The organism is Bacillus sp. BPN334, from assembly GCF_008368885.1.
Classification (GTDB): domain Bacteria; phylum Bacillota; class Bacilli; order Bacillales; family Bacillaceae_G; genus Bacillus_A; species Bacillus_A wiedmannii.
This window is the reverse complement of sequence record NZ_QOZW01000005.1, coordinates 312,173-334,107: the sequence shown is the minus strand read 5'-3', so window position 1 is coordinate 334,107 and position 21,935 is coordinate 312,173. Positions and strand designations below refer to the sequence as shown.

Here is a 21,935-nt window from a genome sequence, read left to right as displayed (position 1 = left end):
TATATATGCCCAATCGTACATTATAGGCTTGCCCTTTTGTACGATTTTTTTATTTCTTTCTCATGTTATGCTTTAGAAAGTATGAGAGATTTAAGAACGCTCTAATTGCGTTACACAGACGTTTTTAATGTGGGAAAGGAAGAAGAATAATTAAATGGCAACTTTGTTTTTAATTTCTGTAGTAATTTTCTTTATTTGGCTGCAAAGCAAACAAACAAAATTAAACTGGATACATATTATTACTTTTCTCATGATGATAGGGATTATTACTTATACGGCGCCGCAACCAATGACTAGAGATTTACAAGCAGAGTTATTGGCAGTTATGCTTTTTTCTTTCGCTATTGGTGTTTGGCAAGGTGGGGGAATTACAGTCTGTTATGAGGATGGAATTTTATATATTACAAATGGAAAACAGTATTCCATTTCATGGATTCTCTTAATAATTGGCAACATAATTATTATTAATATATTTGAAGATGGATTTACATTTAATGGACCGTGGTTTCTTTTATGTAGTGTTGTCATGGCATCTGGGGTGAAAAACAGTATTCTATGTGTTCTGTACAAATTAACAGTGCGAAATTGAATAGGAAATCAAAGCTGTTTTCTTTTATCCCAACATAAAATGTATTGTTATAAGTTCATAAAAATGAGAAGAACGTATTGGAAGAATGGGGGGAGTTAACTTAGATGTTTTTACCTATTACTATATTTGATAGGTTTAATTGGCTGGGGAATGTTGCTTTCTCTTCAGAAAAGACTAGCAGGAATCGAGCACTTTCGAGGGCGGAAGAAAGCAATGTTAATTTGTGTGAAAATAAATGTAGAGATTCAGTTAATAATATTCATCAAAAAATAAATGTGGATGCTTTGGACTATAGTAATAGTCGTATATGGGGCCGTGCAGAACCTCATTCAACAATTATCATAACAAGTGGTGATATGTATGTTGGAAGCGGACGAGTTAATAAGTATGGAGAATTTAAAATATATACAAATGATTATCTGGAAGAGTATTTGGTACTAGAGATTCAGTTGATAATGGGTGGTTTCTATCAAGGAAGTATAACGGTAAAGTTAATAAGTTAAGGTATGATGATTTTCTTTTTATTTACTAAATAAAAAGGAAGCAACCGTAGTTGCTTCCTACATCAATTAAGCCGAAGCCTTCTTCATTCTCTCAAGTAAACTAGATAACACATGCGTACGATATGATTCTAGTTTTTTACCTTCGTAAGTACGAATACCTAATTTTTTAAGTTCTTTTACATACCAACCTTTGCTTCCGAAATACATGTGATCGCTCCCCTTCAACTTTGTTTTTTGTTTGTTCTGATCATACTTGGAGGTACGGGTATTAATGAAGGAAATGAATTTCGCGCGAAAATGGTTAACTTTGTTGCAAAAGACATATATACTAAGGATAGTATATAACGAGGTGGACAAGACGTGATTATAGAGAAGCACGAAATTCAAATTGACCAAATTACGAGCGGTAAAGTGAATATCTTTACTTTCTATAGGAATAGAAAGCAAGTTGATGATCATTTTTTACGATTGCAAGAACCATCGCTTACAGCAAACTACTTCTTCCATTTTCATTTTGATGCAGAGAGCTTGCATCTACTGCAGGAAGAGTTTCCGAGCGTATATCCGTACGCCGGTAGTGAAACGATTCACGACTGGACGGAAAAGATGAAAGCAGAATTGCAACATCAGATCCAAACAGGAAAATGGAATAAGCGCGTACGTATCGGTAATCGCATTCTAGATGTGGTGTTTACGTGGTGTGACGAAGATATAGTAGAGTAAAAAGAAGCGGATGACGCTTCTTTTTTAGCGCTGGAATAAAACGAGCTTACCTGCAGAAGATGTACAGCGATGTGTTTTTTCGTGCAATCCTTTTTCTTGTAAAATAGATTCACCTTTTGCTTTCGCTTCTTTTTCAGTTGCCGCCTCGAATGATTCATCTAATGCTTTTGAACCATCTTTTTCAAAGACTGTTAGAACGTATACTCCCATGAAAATTCCCTCCAATAATAAAAATCAGAATCTTATAACTATTTTGGCATAAATCACTAGAATATGCAAAGAAATATATGACATTGCGTGTTACAATAAAGTGAAACTTTAATAAGCAGGGGAGTTTTTTATCCCCTGCTTATTATTAGTTGAACCAATCGGGTATTTATGGGCAGTTAACTTTCAGATAAGCTTCTTTGTCTACTGCCCGTTAATACGGGGTAAGGTGAAACTGTAACTATTGGGGAGTCTATTCATGCCTACTTATTAAAGTTTTCAGCAATTTTAATATTGATAAAATGAAACTTTTGAAATATAGAAAGGATCGTTATTTGTGAAACAAGTGAAGTTTATACATGCGGCTGATTTGCATTTGGATAGTCCGTTTAAAGGGATGGAGATGAATGTACCACAGTCTGTTTGGGAGAGAATGAAACAAAGTACGTTTGAATCGTTCGAACGTATTATTGATAAAGCGATTCAAGAGCGCGTTGATTTCGTATTACTAGCCGGGGATTTGTATGATGCGGAGACGAGAAGTTTGAGGGCGCAAGTGTTTGTGCGCGAGCAAATGAAGAGACTGTCGCAGTACGATATCCCTGTTTTTATTATTCACGGTAACCACGATCATTTAGGGGGAAGCTGGGCAGCAATTGAGTTTCCGGAAAATGTTCATGTGTTTACGGAGCCTTATGTAGAAGAGAAATCATTTTATAAAAATGGTGAGCTATTCGCTTCTATTTACGGGTTTAGTTATTTACAGCAAGCGGTAACGGATAATATGACAGCGCAGTATATGAAAATGAGTGATGCGCCTTTTCATATTGGCATGCTTCACGGAAGTGTGGAAGGAGATGCAGAGCATAATCGCTATGCACCGTTTCAAATTCGTGAGCTGAAAGAAAAGCAGTTTGATTATTGGGCTCTTGGTCATATACATAAACGTGAAATTTTATTAGAAGAGCCGTGCATTATTTATCCAGGGAATATACAAGGGCGTCATCGTAAGGAAACTGGAGAGAAGGGCGCGTATCTTATTGAACTTACGAAACAGGGAACGCAATGTTCATTTTTCCATACAGCGGATGTTGTGTGGGATGAGGTAGAAGTGAGTATCGATGGACTGGAAACTGTTGATGAACTTATGACGGTGATATCAACCATGATGAATGAATGCCGAAGAGAAGAAGAAGGGACACTATTAACTGTCATATTTACAGGGCAGGGCCCACTTTCTCCTTATTTACGTGATGACAAGCGCGCGGAAGAGATTTTTCATATTTTAGCAGCGGGAGAAGAGCGAAAAGATTTCGTATATGCGATGAAGTGGAAAAATGAGACGGTTTCTTTTGCGGAAATCGAGCGTTTGAAAGAAGAAAATCATTTCGTCGGTAGTGTGCTAAAAGAGTTAGAAGCGTTCACTAATATGGACGGTGTGTTGCGCACGATTTGGACATCTCCTGTAGCGCGTAATAGTATTGAATCTTTTACAGAAGAAGAGAAGAAAGAGATTCAAAAGGAAGCGGAAAATATTATTTTAGAGCAATTATTCCAGCAAGAGAGGGATAAAAAATGAGAATTGAAAAACTCCATATTTATGGGTACGGAAAATTAGAAAATGTGGAAATGGATCTTTCAATGCTGACGGTGCTGTACGGTGAAAATGAAGCGGGGAAATCGACAATTCGCTCGTTTATGAAAAGTATTTTATTCGGTTTTCCGACGAGAGGACAGCGCCGTTATGAGCCGAAAGAAGGCGGCAAGTATGGCGGTGCGATGACTGTGCAAACAGAGAAGTACGGTCGTTTGAAAATTGAACGATTGCCAAAGACGGCAGCTGGTGAGGTGACCGTTTATTTTGAAGACGGAAAAACGGGCGGCGAAGAAATTTTACAGGACATACTAAGCGGGATGAATGAAAGTTTATTTGAATCTGTCTTTTCATTTGATATGCACGGTCTTCAAAATATTCACCAGCTAGGCGAAGCGGATATCGGCAATTATTTATTTTCGGCAAGTGCAGTCGGAAGTGATGCGTTATTACAGCTAGATAAAAAGCTAGAAAAAGAAATGGATCAGCGCTTTAAGCCGAGTGGTCGTAAACCAGAAATTAACGTGTCACTGCAAGAGATGAAGAAGCTTGAAGAGAAGATGAAAGAGTGGCAAGGGAAAATTGGCACGTATGAAAAGCAAGTGGAGCAGTTAAAAGAAAGTGAAGAGAAACTTGCTGCTGTTCGCGTGGAAAAAGAGAGTGCAGAAAAGCGAAAGCAAGATTATGAAATATTAGCTGCGCTTGAGCCTCTCGTTATTGAAAAGCGTGCGCATGAGAAAGTGTTACAAAACGAGAGCGGGCAATTTCCTGTAAACGGGATGGCGCGTTATGAAGCGATTAAGGCGAAGATGGAGCCGCTCCAATTACAAGTTGATTCGCTCTATAAAAAAATAGAGAATGTGCAATCGGAAATGGAATCGATTCAAATAGATGAAGAGTTTTTACAAAAAGAAAGTTATGTAGAAGAACTTCGTATGCAGCACATGTCTTACGAAAATGCACGCCAAGAAATGCGTGATATGACAGGAACGATTACGAATATAAAAGAAGAACTTACGGAGCTAGAGCAACAAATCGGTGCTACTTTTGAAAAAGAAACAGTTCTTTCGTTTGATATGAGTTTGGCAACGAAAGAGTTAATTACCCAAGCAGTGCAAAAGGCGCGCGAACTAGAAACGCAAAAAGCGCAGCTCGATGACCGTTTTAAAGTGGCGCAGGAGCAATTAGAAGAACAAGAAGAAAACATAAGACAGATTAAGCAACAAATGTTAGCGGAGGAAGAGCGAAATACGTTAGCGGAGAAAGAGAAGTCGTTCCAAGATGCGGCGTTTATCGGTATGGGCGCAGAGAGAATGAAGCGCAAGTATGAGGAAAAAGCAGGAGCAGCTATGCAAAAGAAAAAGCAGTGGCAAAGAGTTTGTCTTCTGTTACTTATTATTAACACGCTTGTTTTATTCACGAGTTTATTTATAGATAACCGCCTACTCTTATTTATTAGTGTCATTATTTTTGTAGGGATTGTTCTGGCCCTCGTTTTATATAAAGATCCGTCAAGTGGATTACAAGAAGAGTTTCTTACTCTTCAGCAAAGTGCTGGCGGGAGACAAAGTGAAGAAGCGATGTCTGTTCGCTATCAGTTAGAAAAAGATGAAGAGATTCGGAAGCTATTTGAGCGCGAGTCGTATAAGTTACAACAAATGGAACGAGCGTATGATAAAGTCGTTTCATCGTATGAGGAATGGGAGAGAGAAACGTTCCGCACTAGCGAACAAGTAGATGTGTATAAAATGCGCTATATGTTCCCTGAATTTTATACGTATGCACACATATTGCCAGCGTTTGAACGTATGGAAAAAATGCAGCAATTATATCGTGAGTTAGAGAAACAAAGCGCTCGGAAATCTTCATTATATGAAATGATTTCGCAATTTGAACATAAACTAGAAACTGTTATCGGTAGTGCGGAGTATAGTAAGCTGCACGAGGCACAAAGCCGTATGCAAAATGAGAAAGAAAAGCGCCAAACTTGTAAGCAGTTAAAAGAGAAGCTTACGGAATGGCAAGAAGAATATGAGTTCATGCAAGAGCAATTGAAACAACTGTTAGTAGAGCGAGATAGTTTATGGCATATCGCACATTCTACTGATGAAGAGATGTTTTTAGAAGCAGGTAAACTATCGGAAAAACGTGAAGATGCTGAGAAGCAAGTAGGGCGTTTATTACCGCAAATTGATTTGTTAGAACAGCGTTTAACGAGTTTATCATTAGCTGAACATTATGAGGCTGACGGTTATGAGGAAAAATTAAAGCAAGAACTGACAGTTGCACAAAACTGTCTTACGAAAGAGAAAGAACTGACAGAGCGCATGGCGAAACATCGTATGGAAATTGCGAATTTAGAAGAAGGTAGTACGTACGGTGATTTATTGCATGAATGGGAAATGAAAAAAGCGCAAGTACGTGAACAAGTGAAGAAGTGGGCTGCGTATGCGGCCGCAAAGACAGTGTTAACGAAAACGAAGCAATATTATCATGAAGTACATCTTCCTCGTATTTTACAAAAATCAGAAGAGTATTTCGTCTATTTAACAGGCGGACGATATAGTAAAATCTTTTCACCGTCAGAGGCGGAACCGTTCATCGTTGAGCGTAACGACGGTATGCGTTTTTACAGTCATGAACTAAGCCAAGCGACAGCGGAGCAGTTATATTTATCGTTACGATTTGCATTAGCGAAAACATTTGAGCATGACTATCCGTTTATTATTGATGATAGTTTCGTACATTTTGATGGGGTAAGGACAAATCGCACAATTGAACTAATAAAGGAAATTGCGCAAGATAGACAAGTAATCTTCTTTACATGCCATGTGCATTTACTAACGTATTTTACAGAAAAACAGATTATAAAATTAACGCATAAGCGTAAAGAAAATGAGTTGTAGTATGCTATACTAAAAGTAATTGATTTGGTGGAGGAATTCGAATGAAAAAGAAAATTGCAGAATATGAAGTTGGTGAACAAGTCGATGTTTTCTTGTTAATTAAAACAGCGACAAAAGGTTTAGCAAGCAATGGAAAGCCATTTTTAACAGTAATCTTACAAGATCCAAGTGGAGATATTGAAGCGAAGCTATGGGACGTATCACCAGAAGTTGAGAAACAATATGTAGCAGAAACAATCGTTAAAGTAGCTGGTGATATTTTAAACTACAAAGGACGTATTCAATTACGCGTGAAACAAATCCGAGTTGCGAATGAAAATGAAGTAACGGACATCTCAGATTTCGTAGAAAAAGCACCAGTGAAAAAAGAAGATATGGTCGAAAAAATTACGCAATACATATTTGAAATGAGAAACCCAAACATTCAGCGTCTAACAAGACATTTGTTAAATAAGCACCAAAACGAATTTTTAGAATATCCAGCAGCGACAAAGAACCATCACGAGTTCGTATCTGGACTAGCTTATCACGTCGTATCGATGCTTGATTTAGCGAAAGCTATTGCGGCTTTATACCCATCGTTAGATAAAGACTTACTATATGCGGGCGTTATTTTACACGACCTTGGTAAAGTAATCGAATTATCTGGTCCAATTTCCACAACATACACGTTAGAAGGAAATTTATTAGGCCACATTTCTATTATGGTGAACGAAATTGGTAAAGCAGCAGATGAGCTGAACATCGATGCAGAAGAAGTATTAATTCTTCAACACATCGTTCTTTCTCACCACGGAAAAGCAGAATGGGGTAGCCCAAAACCACCATTAGTAAAAGAAGCAGAAATTCTGCACTACATCGATAACTTAGATGCAAAAATGAACATGATGGACCGCGCATTAGGACGCACAAAACCAGGCGAATACACAGAGCGTGTCTTTGCACTTGATAATCGTTCGTTCTATAAACCGACGTTCCATAATTAATAATGTGAATCAAATGGCCTCATTAAGTGTTAATAAGCTTAGTGAGGCTGTTTTTTATTGAAAATGAAATAAAATAGTTAAGAAGTACGCATGGGTGTAACGAAGAACTAATAAAACATATCTTGCCACTAGAATGGGAGCATAGCAACTTTTTAGGTGAGTACCGCCAGCATTTCAGAAAAATATGCTAAGCAAAAAATACAATAAGCTGCCCATATGGGCAGCTTATTTACATAATTTTCGATATAGGAAGTAGTTTTAAGCATTAGGCAATATAAATTTCATTTCCTGGCTCTTATTTTCGGCGGGTTTTTAGCTTTCGCCAAGCTGAACCGCCAGTTAGCGAAAGGCAAGGCGGTGAATATATTTACAAAATGACAAAACTGTAAGAATACACGAATGTTTGTAAGAAAGTTCGATGTTTTCCTTTTTCTTTTTTTATTATAGTGAAAAAGAAGAACGAAATATTCTCTTATGTAGGAAAGGAAGATAATAATGATTGATCTATTAAACAAATGGATGTTAGAAAGTACAGGCAATTTCAATATCGTTGTAGGACTTACAGCACTTCTATTTTTGGGTTCAGTAATTGCACTTATTATTATTTATAAAAAAATTGGTAAACCAGATGAAAGAACAAATGCTATTTATTTTAAAATTATTTCTTGTATGTTTACTACTCAAATTCTAATGAATTGCATATTTATTTCTTTAGTTGGTAAAGATATCGAGAATTTCCGTCAAATCTTTATATTATTTGAAGCCTTTGTATTCTTCGTTGGAGCTATTTATTCGTTTAAATTATATAGACAGGAATACAAATAATTCACTTATAAGAAACAATAAAAAACAGTAGTGATTTTATACACTACTGTTTTTTATTGTTCATTTTCAAATGTAAACTTTTCATTTTTAGTTAACTGTATATTCTATACATATGAGGTTAACATAACGTCTCATTATCGGTAGCAAGGAAAAAGGAGAAGCCTGCTCTCACAAGGGAACCCTCTTTTTCTGCTCTATGAATCTATACATTTTTTTATACATTTCTATCCTGAAGGGGATTTTAAGATTTCTGTTTGTTACTGAATTAGCTGAAAAACTGTAAAAAACCTTGCATACTCTTAGCGTGTTTTTTGAATGCTGGCGATATCCTACATCCATCAACTTATGAATTTTATAATGTCTCCAAACCAAGAATTTCTTGTGTTTTTAGTCCGAAATTTTATGCAATAAAAAATATCTCGAATTTGAGATAAATAACTTGCTTTTTAATCACTTGAGTTGTAAAGTGATAGTAACGAAAGCGATTGAGTCATATGAAAAACATACACTCAATTGCTTTCGATTAAAAAAACGAAGTAACTTATTCAGTAAAAACTAAGATGAATTTACAAAAACATAATAAGCATAAATTGAAAAGTTAATAACCATATTATTTGTTGGAAATATTATTTTTTAGTTATCACTTGATTAGTAAAATGAAACGGAGGAATAAACAATGTATGAAATTAAAGGGCATCATCACATTTCAATGGTTACAAAAAACGGAAGTGAGAATAACCATTTTTATAAAAACGTACTTGGTTTACGCCGTGTGAAAATGACGGTAAACCAAGATGATCCATCCATGTATCACTTATTTTACGGAGATAGAACAGGAAGTCCAGGTACGGAACTATCATTTTTTGAAATGCCTTTAGTAGGAAAAACGTACCGTGGTACGAATGCAATTACTCGAATCGGATTACTCGTTCCTTCAGAGGAAAGCTTACATTACTGGAAAGAACGATTTGAGAAACTTGGTGTGGAACATAGTGAAATAACAACATATGCAAATCGTCTTGCTTTGCAATTTGAGGATGCGGAAGGTCTTCGTCTCGTACTACTCGTTTCAAACGGAGAAAAAGTAGAGCACTGGGAAACGTGGGAGAAATCCGAAGTTCCTGCACAGCATCAAATTCAAGGAATGGGTTCTGTGGAAATGACAGTGCGTAGACTTGATAAACTGGCGAATACATTAACAGATATATTTGGTTATACAGAAGTTAGCCGAAGCGATGAAGAAGCGGTTTTCCAGTCTATTAAAGGAGAAGCCTTCGGAGAAATCGTTGTGAAATATTTAGATGGTCCTACTGAAAAGCCGGGCCGCGGTAGCATTCACCATTTAGCAATTCGTGTAAAAAACGATGCAGAGCTAGCTTATTGGGAAGAACAGGTGATACAAAAAGGTTTCCATTCTTCTGGCATTATCGATCGTTTCTATTTTAAAAGCTTATACTTCCGCGAATCAAACGGAATCCTATTTGAAATTGCGACAGATGGACCAGGATTTACAGTTGATGGAGATGTAGAACATTTAGGAGGAAAACTTGATTTACCGCCGTTCTTAGAAGATCAGCGAGCAGAAATTGAAGCGAAATTAGCACCTATTGAAGAGAAAATATAAAATTAAAAACCATTGGAGGAATATAAAATGAACCAATTAAAAGGAATTCACCACGTTACAGCAATTACAAGTAGTGCAGAAAAGAACTATGAGTTTTTCACTCACGTTTTAGGAATGCGTTTAGTTAAAAAAACAGTAAACCAAGATGATATTCAAACGTATCATTTATTCTTTGCAGATGATAAAGGTAGTGCAGGAACAGATATGACATTCTTTGACTTCCCAGGTATTCCAAAAGGAGTACACGGTACAAATGAAATTTCAAAAACTTCATTCCGAGTGCCAACTGATGCAGCGTTAGCATATTGGGTAAAACGCTTTGACCGTCTTGAAGTAGAACATACAGGCATTAAAGAGCAATTTGGTAAGAAAACTCTTTCTTTCGTTGATTTCGATGATCAACACTATCAATTAATCTCTGATGAATTAGATAAAGGGATCGAATCAGGTACACCATGGCAAAACGGTCCAGTTCCATTAGAATATGCAATTACTGGCTTAGGCCCTGTATTTATTCGTATCGCAAACTTTAGTTTCTTCAAAGAAGTGTTAGAAAAAGTTCTATTATTTAAAGAGATTGCGCAAGAAGGAGAATTCTATTTATTTGAAGTAAACGAAGGCGGAAACGGTGCTTCTGTCATTGTAGAACATAATACGGTTCTTCCGGAAGCACAACAAGGCTTTGGTACAGTGCACCATGCTGCATTCCGCGTAGAAGATCGCGCTGTATTAGAAGAGTGGATTGAGAGAATCGGTAGCGCCCAACTTCCGTCATCTGGATATGTAGATCGTCACTTCTTCGAGTCATTATACGCAAGAGTAGCACCACAAATTTTATTTGAATTTGCAACAGACGGCCCAGGATTTATGGGGGATGAGCCATACGAAACACTTGGCGAAAAGTTATCATTACCTCCGTTCCTAGAGCCAAAGCGTGAAGAAATTGAAAAATTAGTTCGTCCAATTGATACAGTAAGAAGTACGAAGGAATTTATTAAAGAGTAAAATAGAAATAATAAGTAGGAGAGCAAGTAGTTTTAGCGGATCGCTGGAACTGCTTGCTTTTTTATTTGGGCTATAAAATTTTCTGACAATTGTTTTTCAATACATAGAAAAGAGGTGGTGATATACAATTTGAATAATTGTATAAATATCCTAATTTTGTAAGTTTGGAGAAAAGGGGATGCGAGTGTATGGGAGCAGATGTAGTAACACGGGAGCAAATGAAACATCCTTTAGATGATTGGTATCGTGTAATGTTGCAGCAAGATATAGAGAAAGCTAGGGAAATGAAGGAAGATATTGAGAGTGAATTTTCTAATGTAAAAGAGGATGGGGATTTATGGCTATATTACTCTTTATTAGATTTTAGATATAAAGTGCTGGCGGATGGCTTACAAATTACTAAAAATAGTTTTGATAAAATTGATGAAATTTATAAAACGTCTGAAAATCGTTTGTCATATTACTATTATTTTTTTAAGGCAATGCATGCAACTCTAATATCAAATTACAATGATGCAAGTAGATGTTATGAGAAGGCCAAAACACTAATAAAATATATTCCTGATGAATTAGAATATGGGGAATTCTGTTATCGTCTTTCTGCATTTTTCTACAATACAAGGCAACCAATGAATACAATGAAATATGTAAATAAAGCTAAAGAAATTTTTTCAAAACAATCAGGACAAGATATGAATATTGCTTTATCTCAAAATCTTTTAGGACTAACTGCCATACAAATAAAGCAATATGAACAAGCAGAAGAGTGTCTAAATTCAGCGATAGATATTCTACAAAAACAGGATAACGCTATATTGCTTTTAAGGGTACGTCATAATTTAGGATGGCTATACGCAAGTCAAAACCTTTCTGCACTAGCTATTCGACATCTTTCGGAAGTAACAGAGAAATTCCCAGCACATTTCAAAGCGATTTTCCTACAAGCTAGGGAACATTTTAAACTGGGAGAAACAAACATTGCTGAAGAATTAATTGATAGAGGATTAAATATTTGTATGGAGTTAGAAAATGAAGAGTATATACATCATTTTAGTATTTTAAAAGCAGTAAATGGTAATGTTCCTATTAAAGAATTAGAGCAGATTATCCTTAAAGGAATTACTTATTTTGATAAAGAATCTTTATATAGTTACACTCAGGAATATGTGGAAAAACTTGCAATAAAGTTTCGTGAGGATGCTAATTACATGAAAGCAAGTGATTATTTTTACAAAGCATTACAGGCAAAAGAGAAGAAGATAGAGAGAGGAGCATTAAAATAATGTTTAAAAAAATAGGTATGGCTGTAACTAGTATAGTGTTAGTTGGTATTGTATCTGTCGGTTTAAATAGTTCTTTTGTACAACAAGCGGAGCACGGTGATGTTCCAGCACCAGCAAGACCAGACTACGTTAACATTGGAGAGACAGGTGGAGCACCAGCAGATAATAGAGGCGATGGAGGAGCACCGGCCAACTTCAATAAAGGTGACGGTGGCGGTATTAGCAAGCAAGACTCACACGCTGACCATTTTTAAATTAAATAATAAAGTGAAGGGACCTCATAACGAGGTCCCTTTTCTTTTTGGTCGTAAAAAGAATTGACTTACTTTAAATATGTAACTATAATAGTTACAAAGTAACCATCACTAATGGCAATGAGTAATATTTTTTTAGTATAATTGTAACTATCGTGGTTACAGTTAAAAATAATCATAAAACAACCAAATAATGTAAAAACTTTAAGTAGCAACTTGAGAAAGGAGACGGGAATTTTGAAACGGTTTAAATTTTATTTCATTAGCGGTATTGTGCTCGTTTTGTTAATTGTATGTAACTTCGTTGATAAGCCGATTGCGAAGGTTGGAGAAGTGAAAAATACTGTTGTGATGAAGCTGCATACGAAAGAGAGTATGGCGCAAATTGATGGGCAGACGATTTACTTTAAGCAAATTGGTGAGGGGAAGCCGCCTTTACTTATGCTTCACGGGTTTGGTGGTTCTTCAGATGGGTTTAGTGATATTTATCCGGAACTTGTAAAGGACCATACGATTATCGCGGTTGATATTTTAGGATTTGGACGTTCTTCGAAGCCGGTTGATTTTCAGTATTCGTTTCCTGCGCAAGTGAATTTATATTATAAGTTAATGAAGAAACTCGGATACGATCAATTCGCAGTACTGGGTCATTCGATGGGCGGAGAGATGTCTCTAAATTTAGCGTATTTATATCCGGATGCAGTAACGCATCTCGTTTTAGCGGATTCTACAGGGATAGAGTCTTTCCAGCAAAAAGAAAGCTATGAAGTGCCACCGCTATCAACGGACTTACAAACTGTAACAGAGATTACAGATTATAATAAAAATGCAGTGAAAAATAGTCGCGATGATAAAGAGCATTATGATCAACTGACGAAAATGAGAGAGCGCCGCATTGCGATGGAAGCCGATAAAATTAAGGTGCCGACTTTAATTATATGGGGACGACACGATAAGAGCGTTTCTTGGAAAAATGGTGAACTGTATCATGAGCTATTTGCAAATAGTACGTTTCATATCATTGAAAAAGGATACCACGCACCGTTTCGTCAGGAACCAATAGAGTTTATGGAATATGTACAAGCGTTCTTCGCGAAGAATCCGCAATAAATTTTAAGCATAAATCCACTTCTTTCCTCATACAGTGAAACTAATAAGGCTTGTCTAAGGAAAGGAATGAAGTACAGTGGAAACTTTACCATGGTGGGTGTATCTTGTAATCGTCGGGATCGTATTAAGTGGCTACATGGTTTTATATACTTCAAAAAAAGAGCAAGAGATGGATAATGAGTTTATCGAAAAAGAAGGCGAAGTGTATATGAAGCGTTTAGAAGAAGAGCGAGAGAAACGGAATCAGGATAGTGATAAAGATTCGGTATTGCTTTAATAGACATTTTGAAAGGCTACCAACTAGGAGAACTTTACATCTAGGTGGTAGCCTTTTTTCTTTTTTTGGAGCAGTATATGTTCATCAAGCTAAGCTTATATAAGCTTAATTCTACATGTATATGATATTCATCATGAACTTTTATTGATGGTATTTATATATATGTTCACTCATAAGAATGGAAATAGCGCAGTATCTACAGGGGGGATTAACAATGCATGGGGATGAAACAACATTACATCCTGATACAGGTGTTACATCTGTAATGTTTGTTGAGCGTTCATTAAATGAAATTCGTTTTTGGTCTAGAATCATGAAGGAGCATTCTTTTTTTCTTCGCTTAGGGTTTAGATGTGAGGATACGCAACTAATCGAAGAGGCTAATCAATTTTATCGATTGTTTGAACATATCGAACAAATAGCGCATTCCTATACAAATGAAACAGATCCTGAGCAAATAAAAAGATTTAATTCAGAAGTACAACAAGCCGCAACTAATATTTGGGGATTTAAACGAAAAATTTTAGGGTTAATTCTCACGTGTAAATTGCCAGGACAAAATAACTTTCCACTGTTAGTTGACCATACAAGTAGGGAAGCTGATTATTTTAGAAAACGTTTAATACAATTAAATGAAGGGAAATTAGATGCTCTTCCTGATGCTATTATTAAAGAAAATGTTTTCTTTTTAAGGATTATGGCAGATCACGCTAAATTTATTGGTCATCTTCTTGATCCATCGGAAAGAAAGCTTGTAGATACAGCTCGGAATTTTAGTAATGATTTTGATGAATTGATGTATCAAGCAATTGACTTAGAATCTATGAAGCCACAATCCCAAACAGTCCCTCTTTTAGATCAATTTTTAGATCAAAATCGTGTGTCGGTTACATCTCTTCGGGATTTTAAGAAAACAGCGCGTGATTTAATTGAGCAATGTAAAATAAAGAGTATCATTCATCCGTTATTAGCAGACCATGTTTTCCGTGAAGCTGATAGATTTCTTGAAATCATTGATATGTTTGATGTTCATCTTACAAATATTCAATCACAACCTAGATATTAGAAGATAAGGAAAGATAATATTTTATTTTCAGCTGAGAAGTTAACAGTTTATGGTTAGCTTCTTTTCTTTGTGATGAAAATGTTTAAAAATGAAACTGTACGTTATTCTTTCTGGAGAATGATAAGAAAGGATGGCGTATTTTTTATGCTTAATCTAGTCTTAACTAGTATCTGTTCGTTATATTATTGTTCGGGAAATTATTATAGGAGCATATCATATGAAATATACACACTACATAGCGCCATTACAACCTGTAACGTAAAAGTTGCACAGCTAACGCAACGACAACTCGCTTTACTCTTCATCAGTTATTTGACCATACTAGACGTAGAGAGGTGATAAACACAGTATGATTTTTAGTGAACGTTTAAAACAAGAACGAGAGAAACGAAATTGGTCGCAAAATGATTTGGCTGAAAAAATTCATGTAAGTAGGCAGTCTGTTTCGAAATGGGAGACGGGAAAGAACTATCCGAGCATTGAAATTATTATTCATTTAAGCGATCTGTTCGGTATTACGATTGATGAATTATTAAGGAGTGACGAAGAGTTGACGCAGAAAGTAATTGAAGATAGTAAACAGTTAGCATATCCAAAATGGAAGGTGTTTTTCGATAGTTTATTTATGATGGGCGTATTTTTGTTTATTACAAAAATCGTTTTATGGATGTTAAATAAGTTTGCCGGAGCAAGCATTACACTTGTAGCAGATGCACCATATGTAATGAATTTTTTACCCCTCATACTAATGGTTATAGGTGGCACGGCTTCTGATAAGTTGAAGAAAATATATAGATAGAGGAAATAATTCCACCGCACTAGCTGTTCTTTCTACTCAAATTGTGTACTATAAAGGATAGGATGACATAAAGAAGGGGACATTTAGAATGGAATTTCATGAACAGAAGATTTTGCCGGCAGTGAGGCAAATTAAAGATTTGGAAAAGCTATTACATAGTTCGTATGAGTATATTGTTATTTTAGATATTCATGTTGGTCAATTGAAGAGTGTTGTGTCACTTGCGAAGCAGCATAGTAAAAAGGTGTTTTTACATGTTGATTTGATCCATGGATTACAAAGTGATGGGCATGCGACGGAGTTTTTATGCCAAGAATATAAACCGTACGGGTTACTTTCGACAAAGGCGAGCGTGATTATGAAGGCGAAGCAAAAGGGTGTCGTCTCTATTCAGCGCATCTTTTTAATTGATTCTAGCGCGATGGAAAAGAGCTGTAATTTGCTAGAAAAGACGAAGCCGGATTATATAGAGGTGCTTCCTGGTGCGCTAACGGATGTGATTGCTGAAGTGAAAGAGCGTACTGGTGTCCCGATTTTAGCGGGTGGTTTCATTCGTACTGTGGAAGATGTTGAAAGAGCTTTAAATGCTGGTGCGACAGCAATTACGACATCAAAAAAAGAACTATGGAAACATTACCAAAAAAAGTGACGAAAATGTGAAAAAATTCTGTTGACACCGCTTTCATGAAAGGTTAACATTATAGACAAGTTAATAAACGTGACGGAGAAAAGAAGAGATCCACATTTTATTGTTTCTATATATTATATAGAAGCATGTAAGCTGTGGATCTTTTTCTTTTGAAAAAACGAATGGCCATTCATTTTACCTCTATCACATTTGAACGCATTTAAATTGATTGTGGAGGGATTTTATGTCAGCATTTTTAGGGGAGTTAATAGGGACTGCATTGTTAATCTTACTTGGTGGCGGCGTTTGCGCTGGTGTAAGTTTAAAGAAGTCGTTTGCAAAAGATTCAGGTTGGATTGTCATTACAATGGGCTGGGGCTTAGCGGTAGCAGTTGCAGCGTACGCGGTTGGATCAATTAGTGGGGCACATTTGAATCCAGCTTTAACGATAGGACTAGCATTTAAGGGAGCGTTCCCATGGAGTGACGTACCAGGTTATATCGCAGCACAAATGATTGGGGCAATTATCGGGGCAGTTCTTGTATATTTACATTACTTACCACACTGGAAAGAAACAGAAGATCCAGGAACAAAATTAGGTGTATTTGCAACAGGTCCAGCAATTCCGAACACATTTACAAACCTTTTGAGTGAAATGATTGGAACATTCGTTTTAGTATTTGGTATATTAGCAATTGGAGCAAATAAATTTGCAGATGGTTTAAATCCATTTATCGTAGGTTTCTTAATCGTAAGTATTGGTTTATCATTAGGTGGAACAACAGGATACGCGATTAACCCGGCTCGTGATTTAGGTCCGCGTATCGCACACTTCTTCCTTCCGATTGCAGGAAAAGGCGGTTCAAACTGGAAGTATGCATGGATTCCAGTAGTCGGTCCAATTTTAGGTGGATCACTTGCAGGATTATTCCATCAAGTTGTATTTGAAGGAAAACAAAATGTAGCACTTATTTATGTGATTATTGCAACTGTGATTGTACTAGCAATCTCTTATATGACAAGTAAAAAAAGTGAAAGCAATACAAATAGTAGAAAAGTAGCATAGGGGGAAACCGATATGAAAAAATATATTCTTTCTTTAGACCAAGGAACAACTAGCTCACGCGCAATTCTGTTCAATAAAAAAGGTGAAATTGTTCATTCAGCTCAAAAAGAGTTTACACAACATTTTCCAAAGCCAGGTTGGGTAGAGCATAATGCACAAGAAATTTGGGGATCTATTTTAGCAGTTATCGCAACTTGCTTAAGCGAAGCTGATGTAAAACCAGAACAAATCGCTGGTATCGGTATTACGAACCAACGTGAAACAGCGGTTGTTTGGGATAAAACGACTGGAAAACCAATTTACAACGCAATCGTATGGCAATCTCGTCAAACAGTTGAAATTTGTGATGAGTTGAAAGAAAAAGGTTATAGCGAAACGGTTCGCGAAAAAACAGGTCTTTTAATTGACGCATACTTCTCTGGTACGAAAGTAAAATGGATTTTAGATAACGTTGAAGGTGCAAGAGAAAAAGCAGAAAACGGCGATCTATTATTCGGAACAATTGATACGTGGCTTGTATGGAAACTATCTGGTGGAAAAGCGCACGTAACGGATTACTCAAATGCATCACGTACATTAATGTTTAATATTCACGACTTACAGTGGGATGATGAGCTTCTAGACATGTTAACAGTACCAAAGAGCATGCTTCCAGAAGTACGTCCATCATCTGAAGTTTATGGCGAAACAATCGACTATCACTTCTTCGGTCAAAATATACCGATTGCAGGCGTAGCCGGTGACCAGCAAGCAGCATTATTTGGACAAGCTTGTTTCGGTGAAGGTATGGCGAAGAACACGTACGGAACTGGTTGCTTCATGTTAATGAACACAGGTGAAAAAGCAGTAGCTTCTGAGCATGGTCTATTAACAACAATTGCATGGGGAATAGATGGTAAAGTAAACTACGCATTAGAAGGAAGTATTTTCGTAGCAGGTTCTGCAATTCAATGGTTACGTGACGGAATGCGTATGTTTAAAGATGCAAGCGAAAGTGAAGTATACGCATCACGCGTTGCATCAACTGAAGGTGTATACGTTGTACCAGCATTCGTAGGTTTAGGTACACCGTACTGGGATAGTGAAGTACGCGGCGCTATGTTTGGTGTAACGCGCGGTACGACGAAAGAGCATTTCATTCGTGCAACGCTAGAATCTTTAGCATACCAAACGAAAGATGTATTATGCGCAATGGAAGCAGATTCAGGTATTGAACTGAAAACATTACGCGTTGATGGCGGAGCAGTTAAAAATAACTTCTTAATGAAGTTCCAAAGTGATATTTTAGATGTTCCTGTAGAGCGTCCGGTGATCAATGAAACGACAGCTTTAGGGGCAGCGTACTTAGCTGGTCTTGCAGTTGGATATTGGAAAAACCAAGATGAAATTAAAGAACAGTGGCATATGGACAAACGCTTTGAACCAACGATGGAAGCGGAAACAAGCGAAGAGCTATATGCTGGATGGAAAAAAGCAATTGAAGCAACAAAAGCTTTCAAATAATCATAAACAGTGTTATAATGGTGACAAGTTAATAATTCGGTAGGAGATTTGGAGAGACCACAACACGCTATAGAGGCGAAATCTATAGCGGAGTTCGTGGTCTCTTTTTTCGTTATCAAAGGGAGGAATTACCATGAAATTTTCAAGTAAACAACGTAAAGACGTATTAAACGGAGTAAATAAACAAGAGTTAGATGTGATCGTAATTGGTGGAGGTATTACTGGTTCTGGTATTGCATTAGATGGAGCAACACGCGGGTTATCAACAATTGTGTTTGAAATGCAGGACTTTGCAGCAGGTACATCAAGTCGTTCAACGAAGCTTGTACACGGTGGTCTACGTTATTTAAAACAACTTGAAGTGAAAATGGTAGCAGAGGTGGGGAAAGAGCGTGCAATCGTATATGAGAACGGTCCCCATGTAACAACACCAGAGTGGATGTTACTTCCGTTCCATACAGGCGGTACGTTCGGATCATTCAGTACATCAATTGGTCTTCGTGTATACGACTTCTTAGCAGGCGTAAAACGAAGCGAGCGCAGAAAAATGTTTAACCGTGAAGAAACATTAAACAAAGAGCCTCTTGTGAAAAAAGAAGGATTAAAAGGCGGCGGTTACTACGTAGAATATCGTACAGACGATGCTCGTCTTACAATTGAAGTAATGAAAGAAGCAATTGAACACGGTGCAAAAGCTGTTAACTACGCAAAAGTAGACGGTTTCTTATATAAAGATGGAAAAGTATGCGGTGTACGTGTAATCGATTTACTAGATGGCGAAGTATATGAAGTGTACGGTAAGAAAATTGTAAACGCAGCTGGCCCTTGGGTAGATACACTTCGTGAAAAAGATAACTCGAAAAAAGGGAAAGTACTTCAGTTATCAAAAGGTGTCCACTTAGTAATTGACCAAAAACGTTTCCCGTTAGGGCAAGCTATTTACTTCGATACACCAGATAAACGTATGGTGTTCGCGATTCCTCGCGGCGGAAAAACATACGTAGGTACAACAGATACGTTCTATGATAAAGACGCAGCTGTACCGCACATGACAACAGAAGATCGCACATATATCATTAATGCGATTAACTACATGTTCCCAAGTGTAAAAATTACAGAAAAAGATGTAGAATCAAGCTGGGCTGGTGTACGTCCATTAATTTATGAAGAAGGTAAGAATGCATCTGAAATTTCTCGTAAAGATGAAATTTGGACTTCTGAATCTGGCTTAATTACAATCGCAGGTGGTAAATTAACAGGATACCGTAAAATGGCTGAAATGGTAGTAGACTACGTAACAAACCTATTACAAAAAGAAGGTCATAGTGCATATCCGAAGAGCGACACGAAACATATGCCAATCTCTGGTGGACATGTAAGTGGTTCACACGGATTCCCAGCATTCGTTGCGAAAAAAGCAGACGAAGGTACGAAATCTGGTTTAACGAAAGCACAAGCAGAAGAATTCGCGAAATTCTACGGCTCTAACGTAGACGTACTGTTCGACTTAGCGAAAAAACATAAAGACGAAGCGAAAGAATACAACATGCCACTAGACGTTCTAATCCCACTTGTATACGCAATGGATTACGAAATGACAGCAAAACCAGTTGACTTCTTCGTACGCCGTAGAGGCGCTGTATTCTTCAACATCCACTGGGTATATGAGTGGAAAGAAGCAGTAATCAACTACATGGCTGCGAAACTAGGCTGGAGCAAAGAAGAGCAAATGAAATACACAGCTGAACTAGAAAAAGCATTAACAGACGCTGTAATTCCTGTAGATCAACAAGAGCAGGCAGCTGCATTAGCGTAAAATAGAGAACCACCTGAAGGGGAGCCTTTAGGTGGTTTTTTGTTTTATTATGAATGTGCTAAAGTCTCGATTAAAGTGTTGTATCACAATAAAAGGTTTACTCTTAGTGAAGAAAAATTAAAGTTAAAAAACGATACGGACACTATCATCCGTATTTTTTTATAAATTAATAAAACTTTTCCATACGGTGCGTCGTCTAATATATGGGGAGGAGGAAATGGTGTGGATGAATTAACGGTAGAAGCGTTTGAAATAGAAGATAAGGAACTCCTTATCGATGAAATCATGAATAAGTATGGACAAGAAGTCTTACAGCTTGTGTATTCATATGTGAATAATAAAGAGGTTGCTGAGGATGTAACGCAAGATATATTTGTGAAATGTTATAAATCTCTTCATACATACAAAGGGAAGTCGAATGTGAAAACGTGGTTATGGAGAATTGCGATTAATCAATGTAAGGACTATGTAAAAAGTTGGTATAACAAAAAGGTGATCGTGACAGAGGATGAATCGGCTTATATTGGGGTTCAAAATGATAGTGTCGAACAAACTGTCATTCAAAATGCGGAGGACCGTGAGCTCGCTTCTGCAGTAATGAATTTACCGATAAAATATCGAGAAGTCATTTATCTATTTTATTATGAAGAATTACCAATTAAAGATATTGCCATTGTAATAGACGTGAAAGAAAACACGATAAAAACGAGACTGAAAAAAGCGAAGGAGCTTTTGAAGAAAGGATTGGAGGAGTAATCAAATGGAAGATCGATTAAAAGGCCTGCGAAAATCAATGGAGAATACAACGTTTAAACATTTGAGTTTTTCCGATCAACATCGAAAGCAGGTGCGCGAAAAAATCAATGCTTTAAACGAAAAGGAAGAGGACATCTCTTTAGCAATTTTACAACTCCTCAGTAATGAAAAAACAGGATACGAATTGTCACAGTTACTACGAGGGAGAGGGATTCGAAAATTCGAAGGAAATGAAGGGTTTTTATATACCGTATTACATCGTCTAGAACAGAATCGTTTTATTCAATCAAGTTGGTATCATGAAGGAGCGAAATATTATCAATTAAATGATAAAGGAAGAAAGATGCTGCGAAAGGCAGAGAAAAATGCTACGAAGGTACAATTTATATTAAAAGGCTTAGTGCAGGAGTGAGGC

At 36.8% G+C, this 21,935-nt stretch carries 23 protein-coding genes; 21 read left to right on the top strand and 2 right to left on the bottom strand.

The genetic code is table 11. The features are described from left to right. The first annotated feature begins 154 nt into the window (after window positions 1–154). Together DN393_RS05970 and DN393_RS05965 are read left to right on the top strand one after the other, a co-directional pair. Window positions 155–589, top strand: a complete 435-nt coding sequence (locus tag DN393_RS05970; RefSeq protein WP_064473800.1) for a hypothetical protein — start codon at window positions 155–157, stop codon at window positions 587–589. A 104-nt stretch (window positions 590–693) separates the two neighbouring features. Further along, window positions 694–1,092 carry a hypothetical protein gene (locus tag DN393_RS05965; RefSeq protein ID WP_064473801.1) on the top strand — a complete coding sequence of 133 codons (399 nt, stop codon included), beginning with the start codon at window positions 694–696 and terminating at the stop codon, window positions 1,090–1,092. Between the two features lie 66 nt (window positions 1,093–1,158). Here the strand turns inward: DN393_RS05965 and DN393_RS05960 are convergent, their stop codons facing one another. After that, complete coding sequence (locus DN393_RS05960; RefSeq protein ID WP_000273536.1) at window positions 1,159–1,299, bottom strand: YflJ family protein; 141 nt, start codon at window positions 1,297–1,299, stop codon at window positions 1,159–1,161. Window positions 1,300–1,452: 153 nt separating this feature from the next. Between DN393_RS05960 and DN393_RS05955 the strand changes: the two genes are divergently transcribed. Next, on the top strand, window positions 1,453–1,815 hold the full coding sequence (locus tag DN393_RS05955) for a hypothetical protein (protein ID WP_000582796.1): 363 nt from the start codon (window positions 1,453–1,455) through the stop codon (window positions 1,813–1,815). 24 nt (window positions 1,816–1,839) lie between these two features. Here the strand turns inward: DN393_RS05955 and DN393_RS05950 are convergent, their stop codons facing one another. Beyond that, complete coding sequence (locus tag DN393_RS05950) at window positions 1,840–2,025, bottom strand: YhzD family protein (protein WP_000539550.1); 186 nt, start codon at window positions 2,023–2,025, stop codon at window positions 1,840–1,842. A gap of 334 nt (window positions 2,026–2,359) precedes the next feature. On the opposite strand from DN393_RS05950, the gene DN393_RS05945 reads away from it, so the two are divergent. The 18 genes from DN393_RS05945 (at window position 2,360) to DN393_RS05855 (ending at window position 21,932) form a co-directional block, all read left to right on the top strand. After that, window positions 2,360–3,601, top strand: coding sequence for a metallophosphoesterase family protein (locus tag DN393_RS05945; protein ID WP_064473802.1), 1,242 nt, complete (start codon window positions 2,360–2,362; stop codon window positions 3,599–3,601). Continuing rightward, the gene (locus DN393_RS05940) at window positions 3,598–6,522 is read left to right on the top strand and encodes an ATP-binding protein (RefSeq protein WP_103656027.1); all 2,925 of its coding nucleotides are present in this window, start codon (window positions 3,598–3,600) and stop codon (window positions 6,520–6,522) included. Before DN393_RS05945 ends, DN393_RS05940 begins: the two co-directional genes overlap by 4 nt. A gap of 41 nt (window positions 6,523–6,563) precedes the next feature. After that, on the top strand, window positions 6,564–7,508 hold the full coding sequence (gene yhaM, locus DN393_RS05935; RefSeq protein ID WP_064473804.1) for a 3'-5' exoribonuclease YhaM: 945 nt from the start codon (window positions 6,564–6,566) through the stop codon (window positions 7,506–7,508). Window positions 7,509–8,003: 495 nt separating this feature from the next. Continuing rightward, window positions 8,004–8,333: a hypothetical protein gene (locus DN393_RS05925; RefSeq protein WP_000566281.1), complete on the top strand. Its 330-nt coding sequence runs from the start codon at window positions 8,004–8,006 to the stop codon at window positions 8,331–8,333. 676 nt (window positions 8,334–9,009) lie between these two features. Further along, window positions 9,010–9,957: a ring-cleaving dioxygenase gene (locus DN393_RS05920; protein WP_103656028.1), complete on the top strand. Its 948-nt coding sequence runs from the start codon at window positions 9,010–9,012 to the stop codon at window positions 9,955–9,957. A gap of 27 nt (window positions 9,958–9,984) precedes the next feature. Beyond that, a complete protein-coding gene (locus tag DN393_RS05915) occupies window positions 9,985–10,962 on the top strand; it encodes a ring-cleaving dioxygenase (RefSeq protein ID WP_064473806.1) in 978 nt (325 codons plus the stop codon). 188 nt (window positions 10,963–11,150) lie between these two features. Beyond that, a complete protein-coding gene (locus tag DN393_RS05910) occupies window positions 11,151–12,245 on the top strand; it encodes a response regulator aspartate phosphatase (protein ID WP_064473807.1) in 1,095 nt (364 codons plus the stop codon). Then, window positions 12,245–12,499: a Phr family secreted Rap phosphatase inhibitor gene (locus DN393_RS05905; protein WP_064473808.1), complete on the top strand. Its 255-nt coding sequence runs from the start codon at window positions 12,245–12,247 to the stop codon at window positions 12,497–12,499. The genes DN393_RS05910 and DN393_RS05905 overlap by 1 nt, the downstream gene beginning before the upstream one ends. 237 nt (window positions 12,500–12,736) lie before the next feature. Next, complete coding sequence (locus DN393_RS05900; RefSeq protein WP_064473809.1) at window positions 12,737–13,609, top strand: alpha/beta fold hydrolase; 873 nt, start codon at window positions 12,737–12,739, stop codon at window positions 13,607–13,609. A gap of 76 nt (window positions 13,610–13,685) precedes the next feature. Continuing rightward, window positions 13,686–13,886 carry a sporulation YhaL family protein gene (locus tag DN393_RS05895; protein WP_000449229.1) on the top strand — a complete coding sequence of 67 codons (201 nt, stop codon included), beginning with the start codon at window positions 13,686–13,688 and terminating at the stop codon, window positions 13,884–13,886. Between the two features lie 214 nt (window positions 13,887–14,100). Then, window positions 14,101–14,952 carry a DUF2935 domain-containing protein gene (locus DN393_RS05890; RefSeq protein WP_088047884.1) on the top strand — a complete coding sequence of 284 codons (852 nt, stop codon included), beginning with the start codon at window positions 14,101–14,103 and terminating at the stop codon, window positions 14,950–14,952. A 349-nt stretch (window positions 14,953–15,301) separates the two neighbouring features. Then, window positions 15,302–15,751, top strand: a complete 450-nt coding sequence (locus DN393_RS05885) for a helix-turn-helix domain-containing protein (RefSeq protein WP_064473811.1) — start codon at window positions 15,302–15,304, stop codon at window positions 15,749–15,751. An 88-nt stretch (window positions 15,752–15,839) separates the two neighbouring features. Beyond that, a complete protein-coding gene (gene glpP / locus DN393_RS05880) occupies window positions 15,840–16,400 on the top strand; it encodes a glycerol uptake operon antiterminator GlpP (protein ID WP_000394295.1) in 561 nt (186 codons plus the stop codon). A gap of 223 nt (window positions 16,401–16,623) precedes the next feature. Next, window positions 16,624–17,445, top strand: a complete 822-nt coding sequence (gene glpF, locus DN393_RS05875) for a glycerol uptake facilitator protein GlpF (protein WP_064473812.1) — start codon at window positions 16,624–16,626, stop codon at window positions 17,443–17,445. A 12-nt stretch (window positions 17,446–17,457) separates the two neighbouring features. Next, window positions 17,458–18,948, top strand: a complete 1,491-nt coding sequence (glpK, locus tag DN393_RS05870) for a glycerol kinase GlpK (protein WP_064473813.1) — start codon at window positions 17,458–17,460, stop codon at window positions 18,946–18,948. A 133-nt stretch (window positions 18,949–19,081) separates the two neighbouring features. Next, window positions 19,082–20,764 carry an aerobic glycerol-3-phosphate dehydrogenase gene (glpD, locus tag DN393_RS05865; RefSeq protein WP_064473814.1) on the top strand — a complete coding sequence of 561 codons (1,683 nt, stop codon included), beginning with the start codon at window positions 19,082–19,084 and terminating at the stop codon, window positions 20,762–20,764. A 222-nt stretch (window positions 20,765–20,986) separates the two neighbouring features. Then, window positions 20,987–21,520: a sigma-70 family RNA polymerase sigma factor gene (locus DN393_RS05860; RefSeq protein ID WP_064473815.1), complete on the top strand. Its 534-nt coding sequence runs from the start codon at window positions 20,987–20,989 to the stop codon at window positions 21,518–21,520. Window positions 21,521–21,524: 4 nt separating this feature from the next. Beyond that, entirely contained in the window at window positions 21,525–21,932 is a 408-nt protein-coding gene (locus DN393_RS05855) for a PadR family transcriptional regulator (protein WP_064473816.1), read from the top strand. Window positions 21,933–21,935 lie beyond the last annotated feature (3 nt).